This is a genomic window from Halomonas ramblicola (assembly GCF_030409215.1).
GTDB classification, from domain to species: domain Bacteria; phylum Pseudomonadota; class Gammaproteobacteria; order Pseudomonadales; family Halomonadaceae; genus Halomonas; species Halomonas ramblicola.
The window spans coordinates 166590-185059 of the sequence record NZ_JAUFPL010000032.1; the positions used below are offsets into that span (position 1 = coordinate 166590).

Sequence of the window (18470 nt, forward strand, 5' to 3'; positions counted from 1 at the left end):
TACAGAATTTCAAGAACAACCCTGGAGCCCCCATGGACCGCACCCTGATCGGCATGCTCACGCCCTCCTCCAACACCGTGCTGGAGCCCTATACCGCGGCCCTGCTGCGCGACCTCTTCCCCAGTGTCACGGCCCACTTCCAGCGCTTCACGGTCCGCGAGATCTCGATGCGCGACGACGCCCTGGCCCAGTTCGACCCGGCCCCGCTGCTGGAGGCCGCGCAGCGACTCAACGACGCGCGCATGGACGTCATCGCCTGGAACGGCACCTCGGCCAGTTGGCTCGGCTTCGAGACGGACCGGCGGCTGTGCGTGGCCATCACCGAGGCCACCGGGGCGCCGGCCACCACCAGCGTGCTGGCGCTCAACGAGGTGCTCGAGCGCACCGGCGTCACGCGCCTCGGCCTGGTGACGCCCTATCTCGACGACATCCAGGCGGCCATCGTCGCCAACTACGCCGCGGAGGGCATCGAGGTGGTGAGCGAGCGCCATCTCAATGATCGCGGCAACTTCTCCTTCTCCGAGGTCGACGAGGCCACCCTGGCGGGGCTGGTGCGCGAGGTGGCCGCGGCGCAGCCCCATGCCATCACCATCCTGTGCACCAACCTGCGCGGTGCCGGCATCGTGCCGGCGCTGGAGCGCGAACTCGGCATCCCCATCTACGACTCGGTCAGCGTGACGGTGTGGAAGACGCTGGCCCTGGCCGGCATCGACCCCGCCCGCCTCGCGGGCTGGGGGCAACTCTTCCAGGACCCGCGCCTCGGCGCGTGACGTCATGGATACACCCCAACAACTTCAACGACGAGGTGACACCATGCCCATCAAGTTCCCCCTCAAGCACCTGGCCCTGGGCGTTTCGCTGGCCGGCGGCCTGTTCGCCGGCGGCCTGGCCCAGGCGGAGACCCCGCTACGGGTCGTCGGCAACTTCTCCGGCAACAAGCTGCACGTGGACGAGGTCGAGCGGCCCTTCTTCGAGGAACTGGGCGCCCGCGACGACGTCTCGGTGGTCTACAACACCATGGACGCCATCGGCGTGGAGGCCGCCGACGCCCTGCGCAACATCCGCTCCGGGGCCTTCGACGTGATGTCGGTGCAGATCGGCATGGCCTCCCGCGACGAGCCCTTCCTCGAGGGCATCGACCTGGCCGGCGTCTCGCCGGACCTCGACGCCCAGCGCGAGGCCGTGGATGCCGTGCGCGAGGCCTTCGACGCTCGCCTGCAGGAACGCTTCAACGCCAAGCTGATGACGCTGTGGCCCTTCGGTCCGCAGATGATGTTCTGCAACGGCGACATCGACGACGTCGGCGACCTCTCCGGCAAGAAGGTCCGCGTCTTCACGCCCTCCATGTCGCGCCTGGTGGAGGGGCTCGGCGCCGCGCCGGTGACCCTGCAGTTCAGCGAGGTCTACCTGGCGCTGCAGCGCGGGGTGACCGACTGCGGCGTGACGGCGCCCTCGGCGGGCAACAACGGCAAGTGGCCCGAGGTCACCGACACCTTCGTGCCGCTGCCGCTCTCCTACTCGGTGCAGGGCCACTTCATGAACCTGGACACCTGGAACCGCTTCGACGAGGCCCAGCAGCGGGAGCTGACCGAGGCCTTCGGGCGGCTCGAGGAGCAGATGTGGGAGCTGGCCTACGAGGTCAACGACGACGCCATCGCCTGCAACACCGGCCAGGAGGGGTGCTCGCGTCACGAGGCCTACGACATGGCGCTGGTGGAGATCGACCCGGCGTCCCGCGAGCGGGTGGCGGCCATCACCCAGGAGGCGGTGCTGCCGGTCTGGGCCGAGACCTGCAGCGAGCAGTACACGAGCTGCGTCGAGGTATGGAACGACACCGTGGGTGATGCCGCCGGCATGACCATTTCCCAGTAACGCCGAGGCCGCGCCCCGGCCGGCCCGGGGCGCGGCGGGAGGATTCCGATGCCTTCACCACAACCCTACCTGCTGGCCCGGCGGCTGGCCCACGGCGCCGCCATCGCCGCCGGCTATGCCGCCCTGGGCCTGTCGCTGCTGATCACCTTCGAGGTGCTGGCCCGCAAGCTGTTCGGCTTCTCGCTGCAGGGCGTCGACGAGATCGGCGGCTACGTCCTGGCCATCGGGGTGTCGTTCAGCTTCGCCTACGCCCTGCTGCACCGGGCCCACACTCGGGTCGACGTGCTGCTGACACGCCTGCCCGGCTGGCTGCAGGCGCCGCTCAACGTCCTGGCCATGCTGATGCTGGCGGCCTTCTCGTCCTTCATGCTGTGGCGGGCCATCGAGACGCTCGGGGAGACCCTGGAGTTCGGCAGCCTGGCCAGCACGCCGCTGCAGACGCCGCTGTGGATTCCCCAGGGCCTGTGGGTGATCGGGCTGGGCGTATTCACCATCCTGACCGTGCTGCTGGCGGCACGCGCCCTGCTGCTGCTGGTCGGTGGCCGGCTCGCGATCCTCGACCGCGACTACGGCCCGCGCACCACCGACGATGAGCTGGATGAGGCTCGCCAGGACTACGGCGGCGGCACTCCCGCCGAGCCGGGGAGGGCCGTCTCATGATCGGCGCCTTCGAGGTGATGGTCGGCTTCTTCCTCATGCTGGGGATGATGGCGGCCGGCATCCACGTGGCGGTGGCGATCTTCACCGTCGCCACCCTGGGGACCCTGATGTACCTGGGCACGCCGGTGCTCTACTCCTTCGGCGACACCCTGTGGGGCACCCTCAACGACTTCCTCCTCACGGCCATCCCGCTGTTCATCCTGCTGGGGGAGCTACTGCTGCGCAGCGGCATCACCGAACGGATGTACAGCGCCCTGTCGGTATGGCTGGACCGCCTGCCCGGCGGCCTGCTGCACACCAACATCGGCGCCTCCTCGGTGTTCGCCGCCATGTCCGGCTCCTCGGTGGCCACGGCGGCCACCATCGGCACCGTGGCCCTGCCGGCCTTCGCCGAACGCGGCTACAGCGAGCGGCTGGCGCTGGGCACCCTGGCGGCCGGGGCGACCCTGGGCATCCTGATCCCGCCGAGCATCAACATGATCATCTACGGGGCCATCACCAACACCTCCATCGGCAAGCTGTTCATCGCCGGCATCCTGCCCGGGCTGGCCCTGGCGGGGGCCTTCATGCTGACGATCATGGCCTTCAGCCTGCTGCGTCCCGGCGTGGTGGGGCAGGCCTCCGAGCGCGTCTCGCTGCGCCAGCGCCTCGCCTCCCTGGTGGACCTGCTGCCGCCGGCCGGCGTCTTCGCCGTGGTCATCGGCAGCATCTACAGCGGCTGGGCGACCCCCACCGAGGCCGCGGCGCTCGGCGTCGTCGCCGCCCTGGGGCTGGCCGCCTGGCGGCGCAAGCTGACGCTGGCGATGCTGCACGAGTGCTTCCTGTCGATGGCCCGCACCACGGCCATGATCATGTTGATCATCGTGGCGGCCTTCTTCCTCAACTACGTCGTCGGCATCCTCGGCATCCCCACCACCCTGACCCGTTGGGTGGCCGACCTGGGGCTCACGCCGCTGGGGCTGATCCTGGCGCTGGTGGTCTTCTACCTGGTGCTGGGCTGCTTCCTCGAGACCCTGTCGATGATGATCGCCACCGTACCCATCGTGGTGCCCATGGTGGTGCAGTTCGGCTTCGACCCGGTGTGGTTCGGCATCTTCCTGGTGATCATGATGGAGATCTCGCTGATCACCCCGCCCATCGGCATGAACCTCTACGTGGTACAGGGCGTGCGCGGGCGCGGCTCCATTACCGACGTGATGGCCGGCAGCCTGCCCTTCCTGGCCATCATGCTGCTGTTCGTGCTGCTGATCATCCTGTGGCCCGGCCTGGTGCTGTGGCTGCCCGAGGCCATGGGCTAGGCCCCCCGACAACGACGAGGCAAGCGACATGACACGTTTCGATATCCTGATCAAGAACGGCCGCCTCATCACCGCGGCCGACAACTACCACGCCGACATCGGCATCAAGGACGGATGCATCGTCGCCCTGGGCCAGGGCCTGGAGGACGCCGCCGAGGTGATCGACGCCGGCGGCCTGTGGGTGATGCCCGGCGGCATCGATGCCCACTGCCACCTGGACCAGCCGCTCGGCGACGGCGCGGTGATGGCCGATGACTTCCTCACCGGCACCCGCTCGGCGGCCTGCGGCGGCACCACCACGGTGATCCCCTTCGCCGCCCAGCAGAAGGGCCAGGGCCTGCGTGCCGCGGTGGAAGACTACCACCGGCGCAGCGAGGGCAAGGCCTCCATCGACTACGCCTTCCACATGATCGTCACCGACCCCACCGAGACGGTGCTCACCGAGGAGCTGCCGGCGCTGATCGAGGAGGGCTACAGCTCCTTCAAGATCTATCTCACCTACGACGACCTCAAGCTCAACGATCGCGAGGTGCTGGAGGTGCTGGCCATGGCCCGCCGCGAGGGCGGCATGGTGATGGTCCACGCCGAGAACGCCGACTGCATCGCCTACCTCACCGAGCTGCTCGAGTCCCGGGGCCAGACGTCGCCCTACTACCACGGCGTGGCCCACTCGGCGATCGCCGAACGCGAGGCCACCCACCGCGCCATTTCGCTGGCCGAGCTGATCGACGTGCCGCTGCTGGTCGTGCACGTCTCCGGCCCCGAGGCCATCGAGCAGATCCGCTGGGCCCAGGGCCGCGGGTTGCGCATCTACGGCGAGACCTGTCCCCAGTACCTGATGCTCACCGCCGACGACCTGGACCAGGAGGGCTTCGAGGGCGCCAAGTGCGTATGCAGCCCGCCGCCCCGGGACCCGGCGGCCCAGGAGGCGGTGTGGCAGGCGCTGGAGAGCGGCGTCTTCCAGGTCTTCTCCTCCGACCACGCCCCCTTCCGCTACGACGACCCCAAGGGCAAGAAACTGCACGGCGACGACGCCGGCTTCCACCATATCCCCAACGGCATCCCGGGCCTGGAGACCCGGCTGGCCATCCTGTTCTCCGAGGGGGTGGTCAAGGAGCGTATCGACCCGACCCGCTTCGTGGCCCTGACCGCCACCAACCCGGCCAAGATCTACGGCCTCTACCCGCGCAAGGGCACCATCGCCATCGGCAGCGACGCCGACCTGACCCTGTGGGACCCCGAGGCCCGCACCCGGGTGCGTAACGCGAGTCTGCACCATGCGGTGGACTACACCCCCTACGAGGGGCTGGAACTCACCGGCCGCCCGGTGCTGACCCTGTGCCGGGGCCAGGTGGTGTCGCGCGACGGCGAGCCCACGGTCGAGCCGGGCCACGGGCGCTTCCTGACCTGCGACAAGCCGCAGCCGGCGCGTCCGCGCGGTGCCGCCAAGGGGTTCTGAGCCATGCCCGCGGATCAGCGGCAGAAGGGCCAGATCTCGAACAGGCCGTCGCAGCGGAGCTCCGCCTCGCAGGCGGCCAGCTGGCCCCGGTAGCGCGCGGCATTCGCCGCCACCTGGCGAGCGGCCCGCCGTACGGCGGGCTTGCCGCGCCAGGAACCGCTACGGTAGCCACCCTGACCCTCATGGTAGGCCAGGTAGAGATGCTCGGGGTTATGCAGGGAGACACCGGCCATGCGATGGGTACGGGCGTTGTACCAGCCGATGAAATCGGTGGCGTGCTTCATGTGGGTGCGCCTCGCGAACAGCCGCCCGGCATCGTCCTCGTACTCGCCCCACACCGGATCCTGGGCCTGGGCATAGCCGTAGGCCGAGGAGGGCCGAGTCCAGGGGATGAAGCCGAGCAGCTTGCGACGTGGCGGCTTCACATGGCTGCGGAAACTGGACTCGCGCTCGATGAACGCCATCTGGGTGGCGATGGGCGTGCCCCAGCGCTCCTCGGAGGCATGCGCATAGTCATACCAGTCGGGTTGCTCGCGGAAGATCTCGCAGATATTGGACTGGTTCTCGGGTGGCGCCGGGGCCAGCATGGCGCAGCCAGACAAGCCCATCAGCAAGACGGCCCCCACAAGGCCTCGCAGCGACCGGGGACGGACGCGATCTCGGGGGAGGAAATCGGGGATACGGATATTGGCCATGATGTCCACTATGCCTTAGGGCCTGGATTCATGGAATCACGGCATCAAGGTACTCAGTCGGCGGGCCCGATCAGGTGCTTGACCTCGAGGTATTCGGCCAGGCCCCAGGGACCGAGTTCGCGGCCGATGCCGCTGATCCCGAAGCCGCCCCAGCCCGCCTCGGGCAGTACCAGCTGCTCGCTGTTGACCCAGATGCTGCCGGCGCGCAGTGCCCGGCCCACCCGCCGGGCGCGCTCGACATCGCCGGCGATCACCGTGGCGGCCAGGCCGAAGGGACTGGCGTTGGCCAGCTCGATGGCGGCCTCGTCGCTGGAGACGCTGCGCCCGCAGAGCACCGGCCCGAAGATCTCCTCCCGCCACAGGCGGCTCTCGACCGGGACATCGCGGTAGAGGGTGGGCGCGACGAACTCGCCGCGCGCCGGCAGCCGGCGATGGCGGGCATCGCGCACCGCCACCAGGCCCTCCTCGCCGGCCACCGCCAGGTAGCGCTCCACGGCCTCGCGCTGGCGGGAACTGGTCATGGGGCCCATGTCCGTCTCGTCGGCCAGCGGATCCCCCAGGCGGATGGCGTCGAGGCGTTCGCCCAGGGCCGCGTAGAGGGACTCGGCCAGGGCCTCATGGACGATCAGCCGCGAGGTGGCGGAGCAGACCTGCCCGGAGTTGAAGTAGATGCCCGCCATCACCCAGTCGGCGGCCCGCTCCACGTCGGCGTCATCCAGCACCAGGATGGGCGACTTGCCGCCCAGCTCCAGGGAGATGTTGCGGACCCCCTCGGCCGCCGCGCGCATCACCTTCTCCCCCACCGCGTTGCTGCCGGTGAAGGAGAGCTTGTCGACGCCGGGGTGGACGGTCAGCGGCGCCCCGATGCCGTCGCCGTCGCCGTGCACCAGGTTGAGCACGCCGGCGGGCAGGTCGCTGGCCGCGGCGATCTCGGCCAGCGCCTGTTCCGGCAGCGGCGTGACCTCGGAGGGCTTGAAGACGATCGTGCAGCCCGCGGCCAGGGCCGGGGCGATCTTCCAGGCGCTGGTCACCAGCGGGAAGTTCCAGGGGGTGATCAGGCCCACCACCCCGACGGGGTCCTCGTAGACCTGGGCCCGGATGCCCTCGGCGCCGTGGTCGACCCGGCGTCCCTGGCGCGCCTCCAGGTCGGCGGCCCGGGCAGCGTAGTAGCGGTAGCAGGCGATGGCATCGTCGAGGTCCACGCCGGCCTCGGCCAGCGCCTTGCCGTTGTTGCGGGACGACAGCCGCATCAGCTCGTCCCGCCGGGCCGCCAGGGCCTCGGCGAAGGCCGACAGGTAGGCGGCGCGCCGCGTGCCGCCCAGCGCCTGCCAGGCCGGCAGGGCGCGACGCGCGGCGGTTACCGCGGCGTCGACGTCGGCCGGATCGCCGGCGGTGACCTCGGCGAACGTCTCCTGGCGATAGGGGTCGGTGACGGCCAGGCGGCGCCGGCCGGCGCTCTCGACCCACTGGTTGTCGATGAACTGTCGTGTCAGCTGGTGCATGGGGGGCTCCTCGGCAAGGGGATCTCGGGGGATGAGGCGCTAGGCCGGCAGCGCGGCATGCCAGGCGGCCGCATCGATCTCGATCAGCATCGGCCCGCGCTCGGGTCGTTGGCGTATCGCCGCGGCCAGCGCCGCCGGGTCGCCGACGCGCCGGGCCGCGCAGCCGAAGCCGGCGGCCAGCATCTGGAAGTTCGGCGCCTGGATATCCACCCCCAGCCGCGGCACGCCGGCGCCGTCCATGAACCGGCGGATCTCCTCATAGCCCTGGTTGTGCCACAGCAGCACGACGAGCGGCAGGCCCTCCTCCACCGCACAGGCCAGCTCGGTCAGGGTGAACATGATCCCGCCGTCGCCGACCAGGGCCACCACCGGCAGGTCGGGGCGCGCCAGGCTGGCGCCCATGGCGGCGGGCAGGCCGTAGCCGAGGGTGCCGTAGCCGGTCGAGGCATTGAAGAAGCGCCGCGGCGCCGGCCGGGCGACGAGATGGTTGGCGGCATAGGTGGTGGCGCAGGAGTCGCCGACCAGGATGGCCTCGGGGAGCGTCTCGCGAAGGGTGTCGAACAGCGGCACATAGGGGGCGAAGGCCGGATCCCGGGCCAGCCCCAGCGCCTCCCGGGCGGCACGGGTTCGCTGCGCACCGCCACGCTGCAGGGGGGCCGCGGCGAAGCGCGCGGCCAGGGCCGTCAGGGTGACCCCGGCATCGGCCACCAGCGCCAGGTCGGCTTCCTGGTTCCGGGCCAGCTGCTGGGGGTCGATGTCCACCCGGATCAGCCGGCCGGCGAGCTCGAAGCCCTCGTCGAAGACCACGTCGTAGTCGGTCTCGCCCAGCTCGGTGCCGATGGCCAGTACCACGTCGGCGTCGCGGGCCAGCGCGCGCACCGCCGGCAGGGAGGCGTTGGCGCCCAGGTCCAGGGGATGGTCGACGCCGAGCAGCCCCTTGGCGTTGATGGTGGTCACCGCGGGGGCATCCAGGGCCTCGACCAGCGTCCTGGCCGCTGCCGGCGCATCGGCACAGCCGCCCCCCAGCAGCAGCAGGGGGTGCCGGGCCGCCGTCAGCCAGTCGCCGGCCGTCTCCAGGACGGCGGGATCCGGCGCTGGCCTGGCCAGCGGCTGTCGCCGCCGGGTCCGTGGCGGGGTCACCGGGGCGGCGAACAGGTCGATGGGAATCTCGATATGCACCGGCCCCGGGCGGGCGCCCTCGAACACCGCAAAGGCTCGGGAGAGGACTTCCGGCAGTGCCTCGGGTTCCAGCAGGGTATGGCTGAAGCGCGAGACGCCCGCCAGCAGCTGCTGCTGGCTCGGCAGCTCGTGCAGCCGGCCCTGGCCGCGCCCCAGGGTATCGCGGCGGTTGACGCTGGAGATCACCAGCATGGGAATGGAGTCGGCCAGCGCCTGGCCCATGGCCGTGGCGATATTGGTCATGCCGGGGCCGGTGATGATGAAGCACACCCCCGGCCGGCCGGTGGCCCGGGCATAGCCGTCGGCCATGAAGCCGGCGCCCTGCTCGTGGCGCGGGGTGACATGGCGGATGCCGCCGGCTTCGCCCCCCTCCAGGCCGCGATAGAGCTCGATGGTGTGCACCCCGGGGATGCCGAAGACGGTCTCCACCCCGTAGGTGTCGCGCAGCAGGCGAATCAGCAGTTCTGCACAGGTCATGGCAGGGTTCCTCAGCCCACCAGCCAGTGGGCCATGACGACGATGATCGGCAGGGTGATGGCGGTACGGATCAGGAAGATGGCCACCAGCTCCCACAACTTCAGCGGGATCTTGGACTTCAGCAGCAGGGCGCCGATCTCCGACATGTAGACCAGTTGGGTCAGCGACAGGCAGGCGATCACGAAGCGCGTCAGCTCGCTCTCGATGTTGCTGGCCAGCACCGCCGGCAGGAACATGTCGGCGAAGCCTACCAGGGTGGCGGGGGCCGCGGCCTCGGCTTCCGGCAGGCCCATCCACTCCAGCACCGGCACCATGGGCATCGACAGCCAGGTGAACAGCGGCGTGAACTCCGCCAGGATCAGCGCCACGGTGCCGATGGCGATGACCAGCGGCAGCAGGCCGAAGAAGATGTCGGCGACGTTGAACAGGGCGATGCGCACCAACTGCCGCGGGCCGGGGGCCTTGTCCGCCCGGGCCACGGCCATGCCCAGGCTGTAGCGCAGCAGGCCCTGATCGCCGGTACGCTCCTCCTGGATACGGCAACCCACGGGCTCGTAGTAAGTGTTCGGCTTGCGCGACAGCGGCGGCAGGCGCGGCACGACCACCGCGGCCACCAGGCCGGCCACCACCACCGTCAGGTAGAAGGGCACGAAGAGGTGGTTGATGCCGATGAAGCTGGTTACCAGGATCGCGAAGGCGATGGAGACGATGGAGAAGTTGGTGGCGATGGCCGCCGCCTCACGGCAGTTGTAGAAGCCCTTCTCGTACTGCTGGGTGGTGATCAGTACGCCCACGGTGCCGGAGCCCATCCAGGAGGCGGTGGCATCGATGGCGCTGCGGCCCGGCAGGCCGAAGATCAGGCGGAAGGGGGTACGCAAGAGGCTGCCGATGAACTCCATGAAGCCGAAGTCGACCAGGAACGGCAGCAGGATGGCGGCGAAGAAGAAGAAGGTCAGCAGCACCGGCGCCAGGTCGTTGAGCATCACGCCGCCGGTGAAGGAGGCGGTGACGAACGCCGGGCCGACCTGGAAGTAGGTCATCAGGGCGAAGAGCGCCCCGAGGGCCCGCATGGCCACCCACAGCGGGGCCACGTCGAACAGCTCCGCGAGCATGCCCTGGCGCGCCCAGGCGGGATGGGCGAACTTGACCAGCAGGGTCAGCGCCACCGACAGGCAGAGCACCCCCGTGGCGATGGCGGGCAGGGCATCGCCCAGCAGGGCCTTGAGGCCATCGGCGGCCAGGCCCATGCCGATGTTGATGGTATCGCCCACCGAGAAGGGCACCAGGAACAGCAGCACGCCGATCAGCGATGGCACGATGAACTTGATCAGGCCACTCCGCGACAGCGGGCCGCCCTCTTGGGCGATGTGGTCGGCGGAATCCAGGGAGGATGACATGGGGAAACCTCTTGCTACGTTGTCGTTGTCGTGTCGGTCGGGACCGGGCGTCTCAATCGCGGCGCTTGACGCCGGGCAGCACGCAGAGCATCTCGTAGAGCAGGGTGGCGCCCACCAGGGCGGTGTTGCCGCTGGGGTCGTAGGGCGGTGCCACCTCGACCAGGTCGGCCCCCACCACGTTCAGGCCCTGGGCACCGCGCACGATCTCCAGGCCCTGCTGGGCGGTCAGCCCGCCCATCTCGACGGTCCCGGTGCCCGGCGCCACCGAGGGGTCGAGGGCGTCGATGTCGAAGGAGATGTAGACCGGCCCGTCGCCCATCTGCTCGCGCACCTCTGCCATCAGCGGCGCCAGCGACTTGTACCAGCACTGCTCGGCCTGGACGACGCGGAAGCCCTGCTCGCGGCACCAGTCGAAGTCCTCCGCCGCGTAGCCGGTACCCCGCAGGCCGATCTGGATCACGCGCTCGCTGTCGAGCAGGCCCTCCTCCTGGGCACGGCGGAAGGGACAACCGTGGGCCACCTCCTCGCCGAACATCTGCTCGTTGATGTCGGCATGGGCGTCGACGTGGATCAGCCCGACCGGGCCGTGCTTCCTGGCAATGGCGCGCAGCACCGGCCAGGTCAGGGTGTGATCGCCGCCCAGGGTCAGCGGCACGCAGTCGTGGGCCAGCACCCGGTCGTAGAAGCCGGAGATGATGTCCAGGTTCTTCGGCAGGTTGAAGGTGTTGATCGGCACGTCGCCGATGTCCGCCACCTGCAGGCTGTCGAAGGGCGCCGCCCGGGTGGCCATGTTGTAGGGGCGCAGCATGCGCGACTCGTCGCGGATCTGGCGGGGCCCGAGGCGGGTGCCGGGACGGTTGGAGGTGCCGATGTCCATGGGGATGCCGATGAAGGCGGCATCGAGCCCGGCGGCCGTCGGCTGGGTCGGCAGGCGCATCATGGTGGCGGGGCCGCCGAAGCGCGGCATCTCGTTGCCGCCCAGGGGCTGGTTGAAATCACTCATGCGGCTCTCCTCTGGTGACCGGTGTCGGGAGCGGCGTGGCGCTCTACCGGGGCTCTTGCAGAAACCGTGCCAGCCCATTTTCCGGGGCTCGGAGGAGGAGATGATTCATCGCTGGATCACGGAGCGATCTCCGGTGATACAATCATGGATCAATGATGCATTCCTGGATCGAGTAACCACGCCATGAGTACCCTCGACAGCCTGGTCCTGCGGACCATCATCGATACCGCCCACGACCACTTCTTCGTGGTCGAGGCGGATGGCCGGGTGCGCTACGTGAGCCCCAGTGCCGCGGCGGTCTATGGCATGTCCTGCGAGGCCCTCTGTGCGACCAGCGTGCAGCGCCTCGAGGCCGACGGCGTCCTCGATCCCTCGGTGAGCCTGGCGGTCATCCGCAGCGGCCGCCCCGTCCAGCTCGTCCAGCGCACGGGAACCGGACGCCGGGTGATCGCCCAGGCGCACCCCGTCTTCGAGGCAGGCCGCCTGGTCGCCGTGGTGAGCCGCTCCATGGACCTCACCGACCTCCAGCTGCTGCAGCAGGAATACTCGCTGCTCCAGCAGCGCTTCAGCGATCACCTGAAGCGCAGCCAGGCGCTGGAGCGGGATGACGCGGCGCTGGAGAGCGAGCTCGAGGAGCTGGAAGTGAAGAGCCCGCTGATGCGCGAGGTCGCGCTACTGCTCCGGCGGGTGGCGCCCACCGACGCAACCGTGATGATGCTCGGCGAGTCCGGGGTCGGCAAGACCGCCTTCGCGCGCCAGCTGCATCGCTGGAGTGCGCGGCGCGACGGGCCCTTCGTCGACGTCAACTGCGCCGCCATCCCCGAGAGCCTGTTCGAGGCCGAGATGTTCGGCTATCGCTCCGGCGCCTTCAGCGGCGCGGCACCCGAGGGACGCATCGGGCTCATCGAGCAGGCCGCGGGGGGCACCCTCTTCCTCGACGAGATCGGCGAGCTGCCCCTGGCGGTGCAGACCAAGCTGCTCAAGGCCATCCAGGACGGCAGCATCACCCGGCTGGGCGACAGCCGCCCGCGGCGCGTGGACTTCCGTCTGGTGGTGGCCACCAACCAAGACCTGGGCCGGCGCGTGGAGGAGGGCGCCTTCCGCCTGGACCTCTACTACCGGCTCAACGTGATCCCGGTCACCCTGCCCCCGCTGCGCGAGCGCCGCGAGGACATCCCCGGCCTGGTGGAACGCCAGCTCACCCGCCTGAACCGGCGCTATGGCCAGGACAAGCTGCTGGCCCGCGACAGCTGGAAGACCCTGATGAGCCGGGACTGGCCCGGCAACGTGCGGGAGCTGGAGAACTGGCTGGAACGCGCCTGGCTGTCCAGCGACGACGTCATTCACGCCGTGGGGCCGGCCTCGCTGGGCCCTGCCGCGACGGGACAACGGGACCCGGTCCCCGGTGAAGACCCGAGGGTAGCGGCCCCGCCCCCCGGGCTTCGCCAGGGGGAGGGACTGAAGGATGCCCTGGGCCGCACCGAGCGCGCCATCCTCGCCGAACTCTGCACGACGCTGGCCTCGACCTATGCCATCGCCGAACGGCTCGGCATCAGCCAGCCCAGCGTGGTGCGCAAGCTCAAGCACCATGGGCTGCGGATCATGCGGTGAGGGGCTGGACCCCGCCCGGCAGGGCCGGGCGGGGCATCGGGTTCCCGGGCCAGTTGGAAAGCGGCCCGGGGTGTCGCGCGATCAGCTCGACGGGCGCGGAGTGGCGGCGGGCGCTTCGCTGGCGGCCGGGCCGGCGGCCCCCAGGTCGGTCGCAATGGCTTCCCCCTGCTCCTGCCAGAGTTGCCGCTCCGCCTCGCTGGCCCGCGGGGAGAACAGGCCGGTCTGCGCATAGAGCAGGCCGATCACCGGTGACATCCAGCAGGCGAAGGCCAGCGGAATGTACAGCAGGTTCTCGACATTGCCCTCGACGATGCCGAGCCCGAGGGCGCTGATCACGAAGGCCCCGCCGGCATTCCACGGAATCAGCGGCGAGATCAGGGTGCCGCCCTCCTCGATGGCGCGGGACAGGTTGAGGGTCGAATAGCCCAGGCCGCGGTAGGTGGGGGCGTACATGCGGCCGGGCAGGGCGATGGAGAGGTAGGGATCGCCAGCGACCAGGTTGGTGGACACCGAGGTCAGCACCGCGGCGGTCTGCACCCCCTTGAAGCTGCGCACCCTGGTCATGATCGCGCGGATGATCGCCTCCAGGCAGCCGGTCTTCTCCAGTGCGCCGCCGAAGCCCAGCGCGATGAGAATCAGGGAAATGGTCCACATCATCGACTGGATGCCACCGCGATTGAGCAGGCTGTCCATGGCGGCGACGCCGGTCTCGATCGAATAGCCGCTGTTGGCATAGGTCAACAGGTCATGCACGCCGACCCCCTGCGCGACCATGGCGGTGACCGCACCGGCCAGGGCCCCGGCGAACAGCGAGGGGATGGGCGGCATGCGCTTGACCGCGAGCACGATGACCAGCACCGCCGGCAGCAGCAGCCAGGCCGAGATGGTGAAGTTCGCCTGCAGCGCGGCGGTGATGGCATCGATCCTGTCGAACGAGGCAGCACCATCGTCGATCAGGGTGAAGCCCGCCACCAGGTAGATGGCGAAGGCGATCAGCATCGCCGGGATCGTCGTCGGCATCATGTTCTTGATATGCGAGAAGACATCCGTGCCGGTGACCGCCGGGGCGAGGTTCGTGGTATCCGACAGCGGTGAGACCTTGTCGCCGAAGAAGGCGCCCGACACTACCGCGCCGGCGGTCCAGTACATGGGGATATCGAAGCCCGCGCCGATGCCCATCAGGGCGAGGCCCACCGTGCCGACCGTGCCCCAGGAGGTGCCCAGCGCCACCGAGACGATCGAGCAGAGCAGCATGGCCGCCGCCAGGAAGATGGTCGGCGAGAGAATCGTCAGCCCGTAATAGATGAGAGTCGGTACGGTGCCGCTGGCGATCCACACGCCGATGATCATGCCCACGCAGATCAATACCGAGACGGAGGGCAGGGAGACGTGGATGACGTGAAAGACGCCCTCTTCGATCTGCTTCCACCGGAAGCCCAGCTTGACCCCCACCAGCGCCGTGAGCGCCAGGCCGATGGCCAGCGGGATATGGGGAGTGAAGTCGCCGAAATAGAACAGTTGCACCGCCAGGACCAGCAGCGTCAGGACGACGGGAGTGAGCGCCAGCATCAGGCCTGGCTGGTTATATTCTATTGGAATTCTTGGGTTTTTCATGTCAATCACCTTCGGGTTGATGGGGCCTGCGACCTCACCTTGAGCGGTGTCTGAGGGCGGTCGCATGGCCATATTCGCTTCTTGTGTTTTATTCGCCAGCCCTCAAGACTCATTGTTGGCCACTATGGCTAGGAATTGGCTCCAAATAACGCTATGTTCATTTACCTTTGTCCTCTATAAAGTCTATAGGTAGGCAATATGGCTAATAAGCTAGACCGCATAGACCGTCGCATCCTGTATCAGCTGCAGGAGCATGGACGACTCCCCATCGTGGAGCTGGCCAACCGGGTGAACCTCACCAAGACGCCCTGTGCCCAGCGCGTACGCCGACTCGAACAGGCCGGTATCATCCGCGGCTATCGTGCCGACCTGGACCCCCAGCAACTCGGCGCGGGCCATGTGCTGGTGGTGCTGGTGACCATGGAGAAGACGAGCGAGGACGCCCTGGATCGCTTCAATGCGGCCGTGCGCCTTATCCCTGAGGTGCAGGGCTGCTATATGGTGGCGGGGAACTTCGATTACCTGCTCAAGGTGAGGACCCACGACATCTCGCACTATCGTGCCGTGCTCGTCCAGCAGATCGGCCGGTTGCCGCATGTGCACCAGACGCACTCCTTCGTGGTGATGGAGCTCGTGAAGGACGAAGTGACGGTGCCGGTTCCCATCGATCCCCTCGGCTGATCGGCAGGGGGCCACGACGGGCGTCTCGCGATATGCCATGGCCCGACTCAAATCAATACCCGCAGACACTGGCCCGTATGGTAGAGCGTGAAGCCCCCTTCATAGCCGGAGCTCCACAGGGGCTTGGCCCGGATCGGCCTGGGAGTCTGGATCGGCAAGGGCAGCAGGGAGTCATCGCCGGCGGTCAGGAAGCGGGCGAAGCCCTGGCCCACGACCGTGCCGGTGGTGACACCGCGGCCATTGTAGCCGGCGACGGCCAGGATCCCGGGCACGGGTTCGAACAGGCGCAGGGTATGATCGGGCGTGAAGGCGATCCGTCCCGTCCAGGTACACTCCCAATCGAGCTTGCCCAGTTGGGGGAAGTAATGACGCTGGATGCGATGGGCCCAGCAGCGGACATAGGACCGCGGCCGGCCTTCCCCGCGGCCCAGGCTGCCGAGGATCAGCCGCCCCTCGGCATCGCGCCGCATGCTGCTCAGTACCATGCGGGTGTCCCAGGCACCCTGCCGCTCGGGCAGGATGTCGCCGGCGATCTCGTCGGCCAGCGGAGGCGAGGCGACCTGGAAGAAATGGCCGGGGAAGAAGTGATCCCGGACCCGGTTCCAGTGGTCCTCGGTATAGGCATTGGTGGCGAACACCAGGCGCGATGCCCTGAGGCTGCCCCGGGGCGTGGTGACCCGCCAGTCGTGCCCCTGGCGGGCCACGTCCCCGGCGGGGCTCCGGGTATACAGACGTGCACCGGCGGTTTCGGCGGCCCGGGCCAGGCCCCGGGTGTAGGCGGTGGGGTTGATGGTGCCGGCGCGGCGATCCAGCAGAGCACGGCGGATGCGCCGGGTGCCCACGAGTCGCTGGCACGCCTCCTCTTCCACCAGTTCCACGGGCGCCCCGCGGCGCTGGAACTGGTCGGCGCGACGCGCCAGCTCCCGTTCGCCCTTGGCATTGTGCGCCAGGTGCAGGGTGCCGGTGCGGGTCGCGTGGCAAGCGATGTCATGGCGCGCGATCAGTGAAAAGACTTCCGCCGGGGCCGCCCCCAGTACCGCGTTGGCACGTTCCCCGTCCTCCTCGCCCAGCGCGGCCACGATGTCGTCCGGCGGGATCCACAGCCCCGCATTGACCAGGCCGACGCTGCGGCCCGAACCGCCGCTGGGAATCTCCCCCGCCTCGATCAGCGCCACGTCGACGCCCGACTCGGCGAGATGCAGCGCGGTGCTGAGCCCGGTGATACCGCCGCCGATCACCGCGACCTCGGCGGCATGGTCACCCTGGAGGGCGGCCCGTGCCGGTGCCGGTTCGGGTGACGTGCCGTGCCACAAGCACCCTTCCTTCATGACGGCTCCTGTTCGTTGCGGATCTCCCGGCTGGCCTGCTACGCCGCCCGGCACCTCGCCATGGCGGGCTGGGCAAGGGCGATCAGTCGAACTTGATGCCCTGGGCCAGCGGCAGTTCGCGGGAGTAGTTCACGGTATTGGTCTGGCGACGCATGTAGCTCTTCCAGACGTCCGAACCGGACTCGCGGCCGCCGCCGGTCTCCTTCTCGCCGCCGAAGGCGCCACCGATCTCGGCACCGCTCGGGCCGATGTTGACGTTGGCGATGCCGCAGTCGCTGCCGACATCCGAGACGAAGGCCTCGGCCTCGCGCACGTCGGTGGTGAACACGCAGGAGGACAGTCCCTGGGGCACGTCGTTCTGCAGGGCCAAGGCCTCGTCGAAGTCGCGGTAGCTCATCACGTAGAGGATCGGGGCGAAGGTCTCGTGCTTGACCAGCTCGTCCTGCCGGTCGACCTCGACGATGGCCGGCGCCACGTAGTAGCCGTTGGGGTAGTCGTCGGCCAGCCGGCGCTCGCCGCCGAAGACCCGGGCCCCCTGCTCACGCGCCTGGCCGAGCACCGACTGCATCTGGTCGAAGGCCTGGGCATCGATCAACGGGCCGACCAGGCTGCCGGCCATGGGATCGCCGATGGACACGCCGGCATAGGCCTTCTTGACCCGCTCGACGACCTCGTCGCGCACGGACTCGTGGACGATCAGGCGGCGCAAGGTGGTGCAGCGCTGGCCGGCGGTGCCCACCGCGGAGAACAGGATGGCGCGCACGGCCATGTCCAGGTCGGCGCTGGGCGCCAGGATCATGGCATTGTTGCCGCCGAGCTCGAGGATGCTGCGACCGAAGCGCGCGGCGACGCGGGGGGCGACCTCGCGACCCATGCGGGTGCTGCCGGTGGCGCTGATCAACGGCACGCGGGGATCGTCGGTCAGGCGCTCGCCGGCCTCGCGCTCGCCGATGATCACCTGGCTGAGGTCCGCCGGCGCCTCGTCGCCGAACTCGGCCATGGCGCGCTCGAGCAGCGCCTGGCAGGCCAGGGCACTGAGCGGGGTCTTCTCGGAGGGCTTCCACAACAGGCTGTTGCCGCAGACCAGCGCCAGGGCGGCGTTCCAGGCCCAGGGCGCCACCGGGAAGTTGAAGGCGGTGATCAGGCCGATCGGGCCCAGCGGATGCCAGCTCTCGCGCATGTGGTGGCCGGGACGCTCGGAGGCGATGGTCAGGCCGTACAGCTGGCGGGACTGCCCGACGGCGAGATCGCAGATGTCGATCATCTCCTGCACCTCGCCGAGCCCTTCCTGGTAGATCTTGCCGCACTCCAGGGTCACCAGGGTGCCCAGGTCCTCCTTGTGACGACGCAGCTGCTCGCCAAACAGCCGCACCAGCTCGCCGCGACGCGGCGCCGGTACCCGGCGCCAGGCCGCGAAGGCAACCTGGGCACGCGCGATGCGCGCCTCGACCGCCTCGCCGCCCTCCAGCTGGACCCGACCGATCTCGCCGCCGTCGGTGGGAGACGTCACGGAGTAGTCGCCGTCCCGGTACAGGGATTCGGCCACCCCGAGACGCTGCATGATGGTATCGATCATTCTTCCTCCTACTGCTTGAGTACCTGGACTGAACATGCAGGCAGTATTGCCGGGGTGCTTGACGAGCCTCAAACGACGTTTTATACGGAGGTCATTCCATTTTTTCTTCTTACGGGGT

At 69.1% G+C, this 18470-nt stretch carries 15 protein-coding genes; 7 read left to right on the top strand and 8 right to left on the bottom strand.

The genetic code is table 11. The features are described from left to right. Nucleotides 1–32: 32 nt before the first annotated feature. From QWY80_RS14845 to hydA, 5 genes are read left to right on the top strand one after another with little or no spacing between them, the layout of a single operon-like run. Nucleotides 33–770, top strand: a complete 738-nt coding sequence (locus tag QWY80_RS14845) for a maleate cis-trans isomerase family protein (protein WP_290233022.1) — start codon at nt 33–35, stop codon at nt 768–770. A 43-nt stretch (nt 771–813) separates the two neighbouring features. Beyond that, nucleotides 814–1872, top strand: coding sequence for a TRAP transporter substrate-binding protein (locus QWY80_RS14850; RefSeq protein WP_290233025.1), 1059 nt, complete (start codon nt 814–816; stop codon nt 1870–1872). A gap of 48 nt (nt 1873–1920) precedes the next feature. After that, nucleotides 1921–2532 (top strand): TRAP transporter small permease subunit, encoded by a 612-nt coding sequence (locus tag QWY80_RS14855; RefSeq protein ID WP_290233028.1) that lies wholly within the window; start codon nt 1921–1923, stop codon nt 2530–2532. After that, a complete protein-coding gene (locus QWY80_RS14860; protein WP_290233030.1) occupies nt 2529–3830 on the top strand; it encodes a TRAP transporter large permease in 1302 nt (433 codons plus the stop codon). Before QWY80_RS14855 ends, QWY80_RS14860 begins: the two co-directional genes overlap by 4 nt. Before the next feature lie 28 nt (nt 3831–3858). Continuing rightward, on the top strand, nt 3859–5289 hold the full coding sequence (hydA, locus tag QWY80_RS14865) for a dihydropyrimidinase (RefSeq protein ID WP_290233032.1): 1431 nt from the start codon (nt 3859–3861) through the stop codon (nt 5287–5289). Between the two features lie 14 nt (nt 5290–5303). Here the strand turns inward: hydA and QWY80_RS14870 are convergent, their stop codons facing one another. The 5 genes from QWY80_RS14870 to speB all read right to left on the bottom strand — a co-directional run bounded on the left by QWY80_RS14870 (nt 5304) and on the right by speB (nt 11542). Beyond that, nucleotides 5304–5897 (bottom strand): transglycosylase SLT domain-containing protein, encoded by a 594-nt coding sequence (locus QWY80_RS14870; protein ID WP_290234160.1) that lies wholly within the window; start codon nt 5895–5897, stop codon nt 5304–5306. 140 nt (nt 5898–6037) lie between these two features. Then, the gene (locus QWY80_RS14875) at nt 6038–7486 is read right to left on the bottom strand and encodes an aldehyde dehydrogenase family protein (protein WP_290233036.1); all 1449 of its coding nucleotides are present in this window, start codon (nt 7484–7486) and stop codon (nt 6038–6040) included. A gap of 39 nt (nt 7487–7525) precedes the next feature. Continuing rightward, a complete protein-coding gene (locus QWY80_RS14880) occupies nt 7526–9142 on the bottom strand; it encodes a 5-guanidino-2-oxopentanoate decarboxylase (RefSeq protein WP_290233039.1) in 1617 nt (538 codons plus the stop codon). 11 nt (nt 9143–9153) lie between these two features. After that, nucleotides 9154–10539: a YjiH family protein gene (locus QWY80_RS14885; RefSeq protein WP_290233042.1), complete on the bottom strand. Its 1386-nt coding sequence runs from the start codon at nt 10537–10539 to the stop codon at nt 9154–9156. Between the two features lie 52 nt (nt 10540–10591). Then, nucleotides 10592–11542, bottom strand: coding sequence for an agmatinase (gene speB, locus QWY80_RS14890; protein WP_290233045.1), 951 nt, complete (start codon nt 11540–11542; stop codon nt 10592–10594). 183 nt (nt 11543–11725) lie between these two features. Here speB and QWY80_RS14895 point away from each other — a divergent pair, with 183 nt between their 5' ends. Further along, on the top strand, nt 11726–13153 hold the full coding sequence (locus tag QWY80_RS14895) for a sigma-54 interaction domain-containing protein (RefSeq protein WP_290233048.1): 1428 nt from the start codon (nt 11726–11728) through the stop codon (nt 13151–13153). An 81-nt stretch (nt 13154–13234) separates the two neighbouring features. Here QWY80_RS14895 and nhaC read toward each other — a convergent pair whose 3' ends face one another. Further along, the gene (gene nhaC / locus QWY80_RS14900) at nt 13235–14767 is read right to left on the bottom strand and encodes a Na+/H+ antiporter NhaC (protein ID WP_290233051.1); all 1533 of its coding nucleotides are present in this window, start codon (nt 14765–14767) and stop codon (nt 13235–13237) included. Nucleotides 14768–14965: 198 nt separating this feature from the next. Between nhaC and QWY80_RS14905 the strand changes: the two genes are divergently transcribed. Beyond that, nucleotides 14966–15448 carry an Lrp/AsnC family transcriptional regulator gene (locus tag QWY80_RS14905; protein ID WP_290233054.1) on the top strand — a complete coding sequence of 161 codons (483 nt, stop codon included), beginning with the start codon at nt 14966–14968 and terminating at the stop codon, nt 15446–15448. A gap of 47 nt (nt 15449–15495) precedes the next feature. Here QWY80_RS14905 and amaA read toward each other — a convergent pair whose 3' ends face one another. Then, nucleotides 15496–16776: an L-pipecolate oxidase gene (amaA, locus tag QWY80_RS14910; RefSeq protein WP_290233058.1), complete on the bottom strand. Its 1281-nt coding sequence runs from the start codon at nt 16774–16776 to the stop codon at nt 15496–15498. An 82-nt stretch (nt 16777–16858) separates the two neighbouring features. Continuing rightward, on the bottom strand, nt 16859–18352 hold the full coding sequence (gene amaB / locus QWY80_RS14915) for an L-piperidine-6-carboxylate dehydrogenase (RefSeq protein ID WP_290233061.1): 1494 nt from the start codon (nt 18350–18352) through the stop codon (nt 16859–16861). Between the last annotated feature and the right edge of the window lie 118 nt (nt 18353–18470).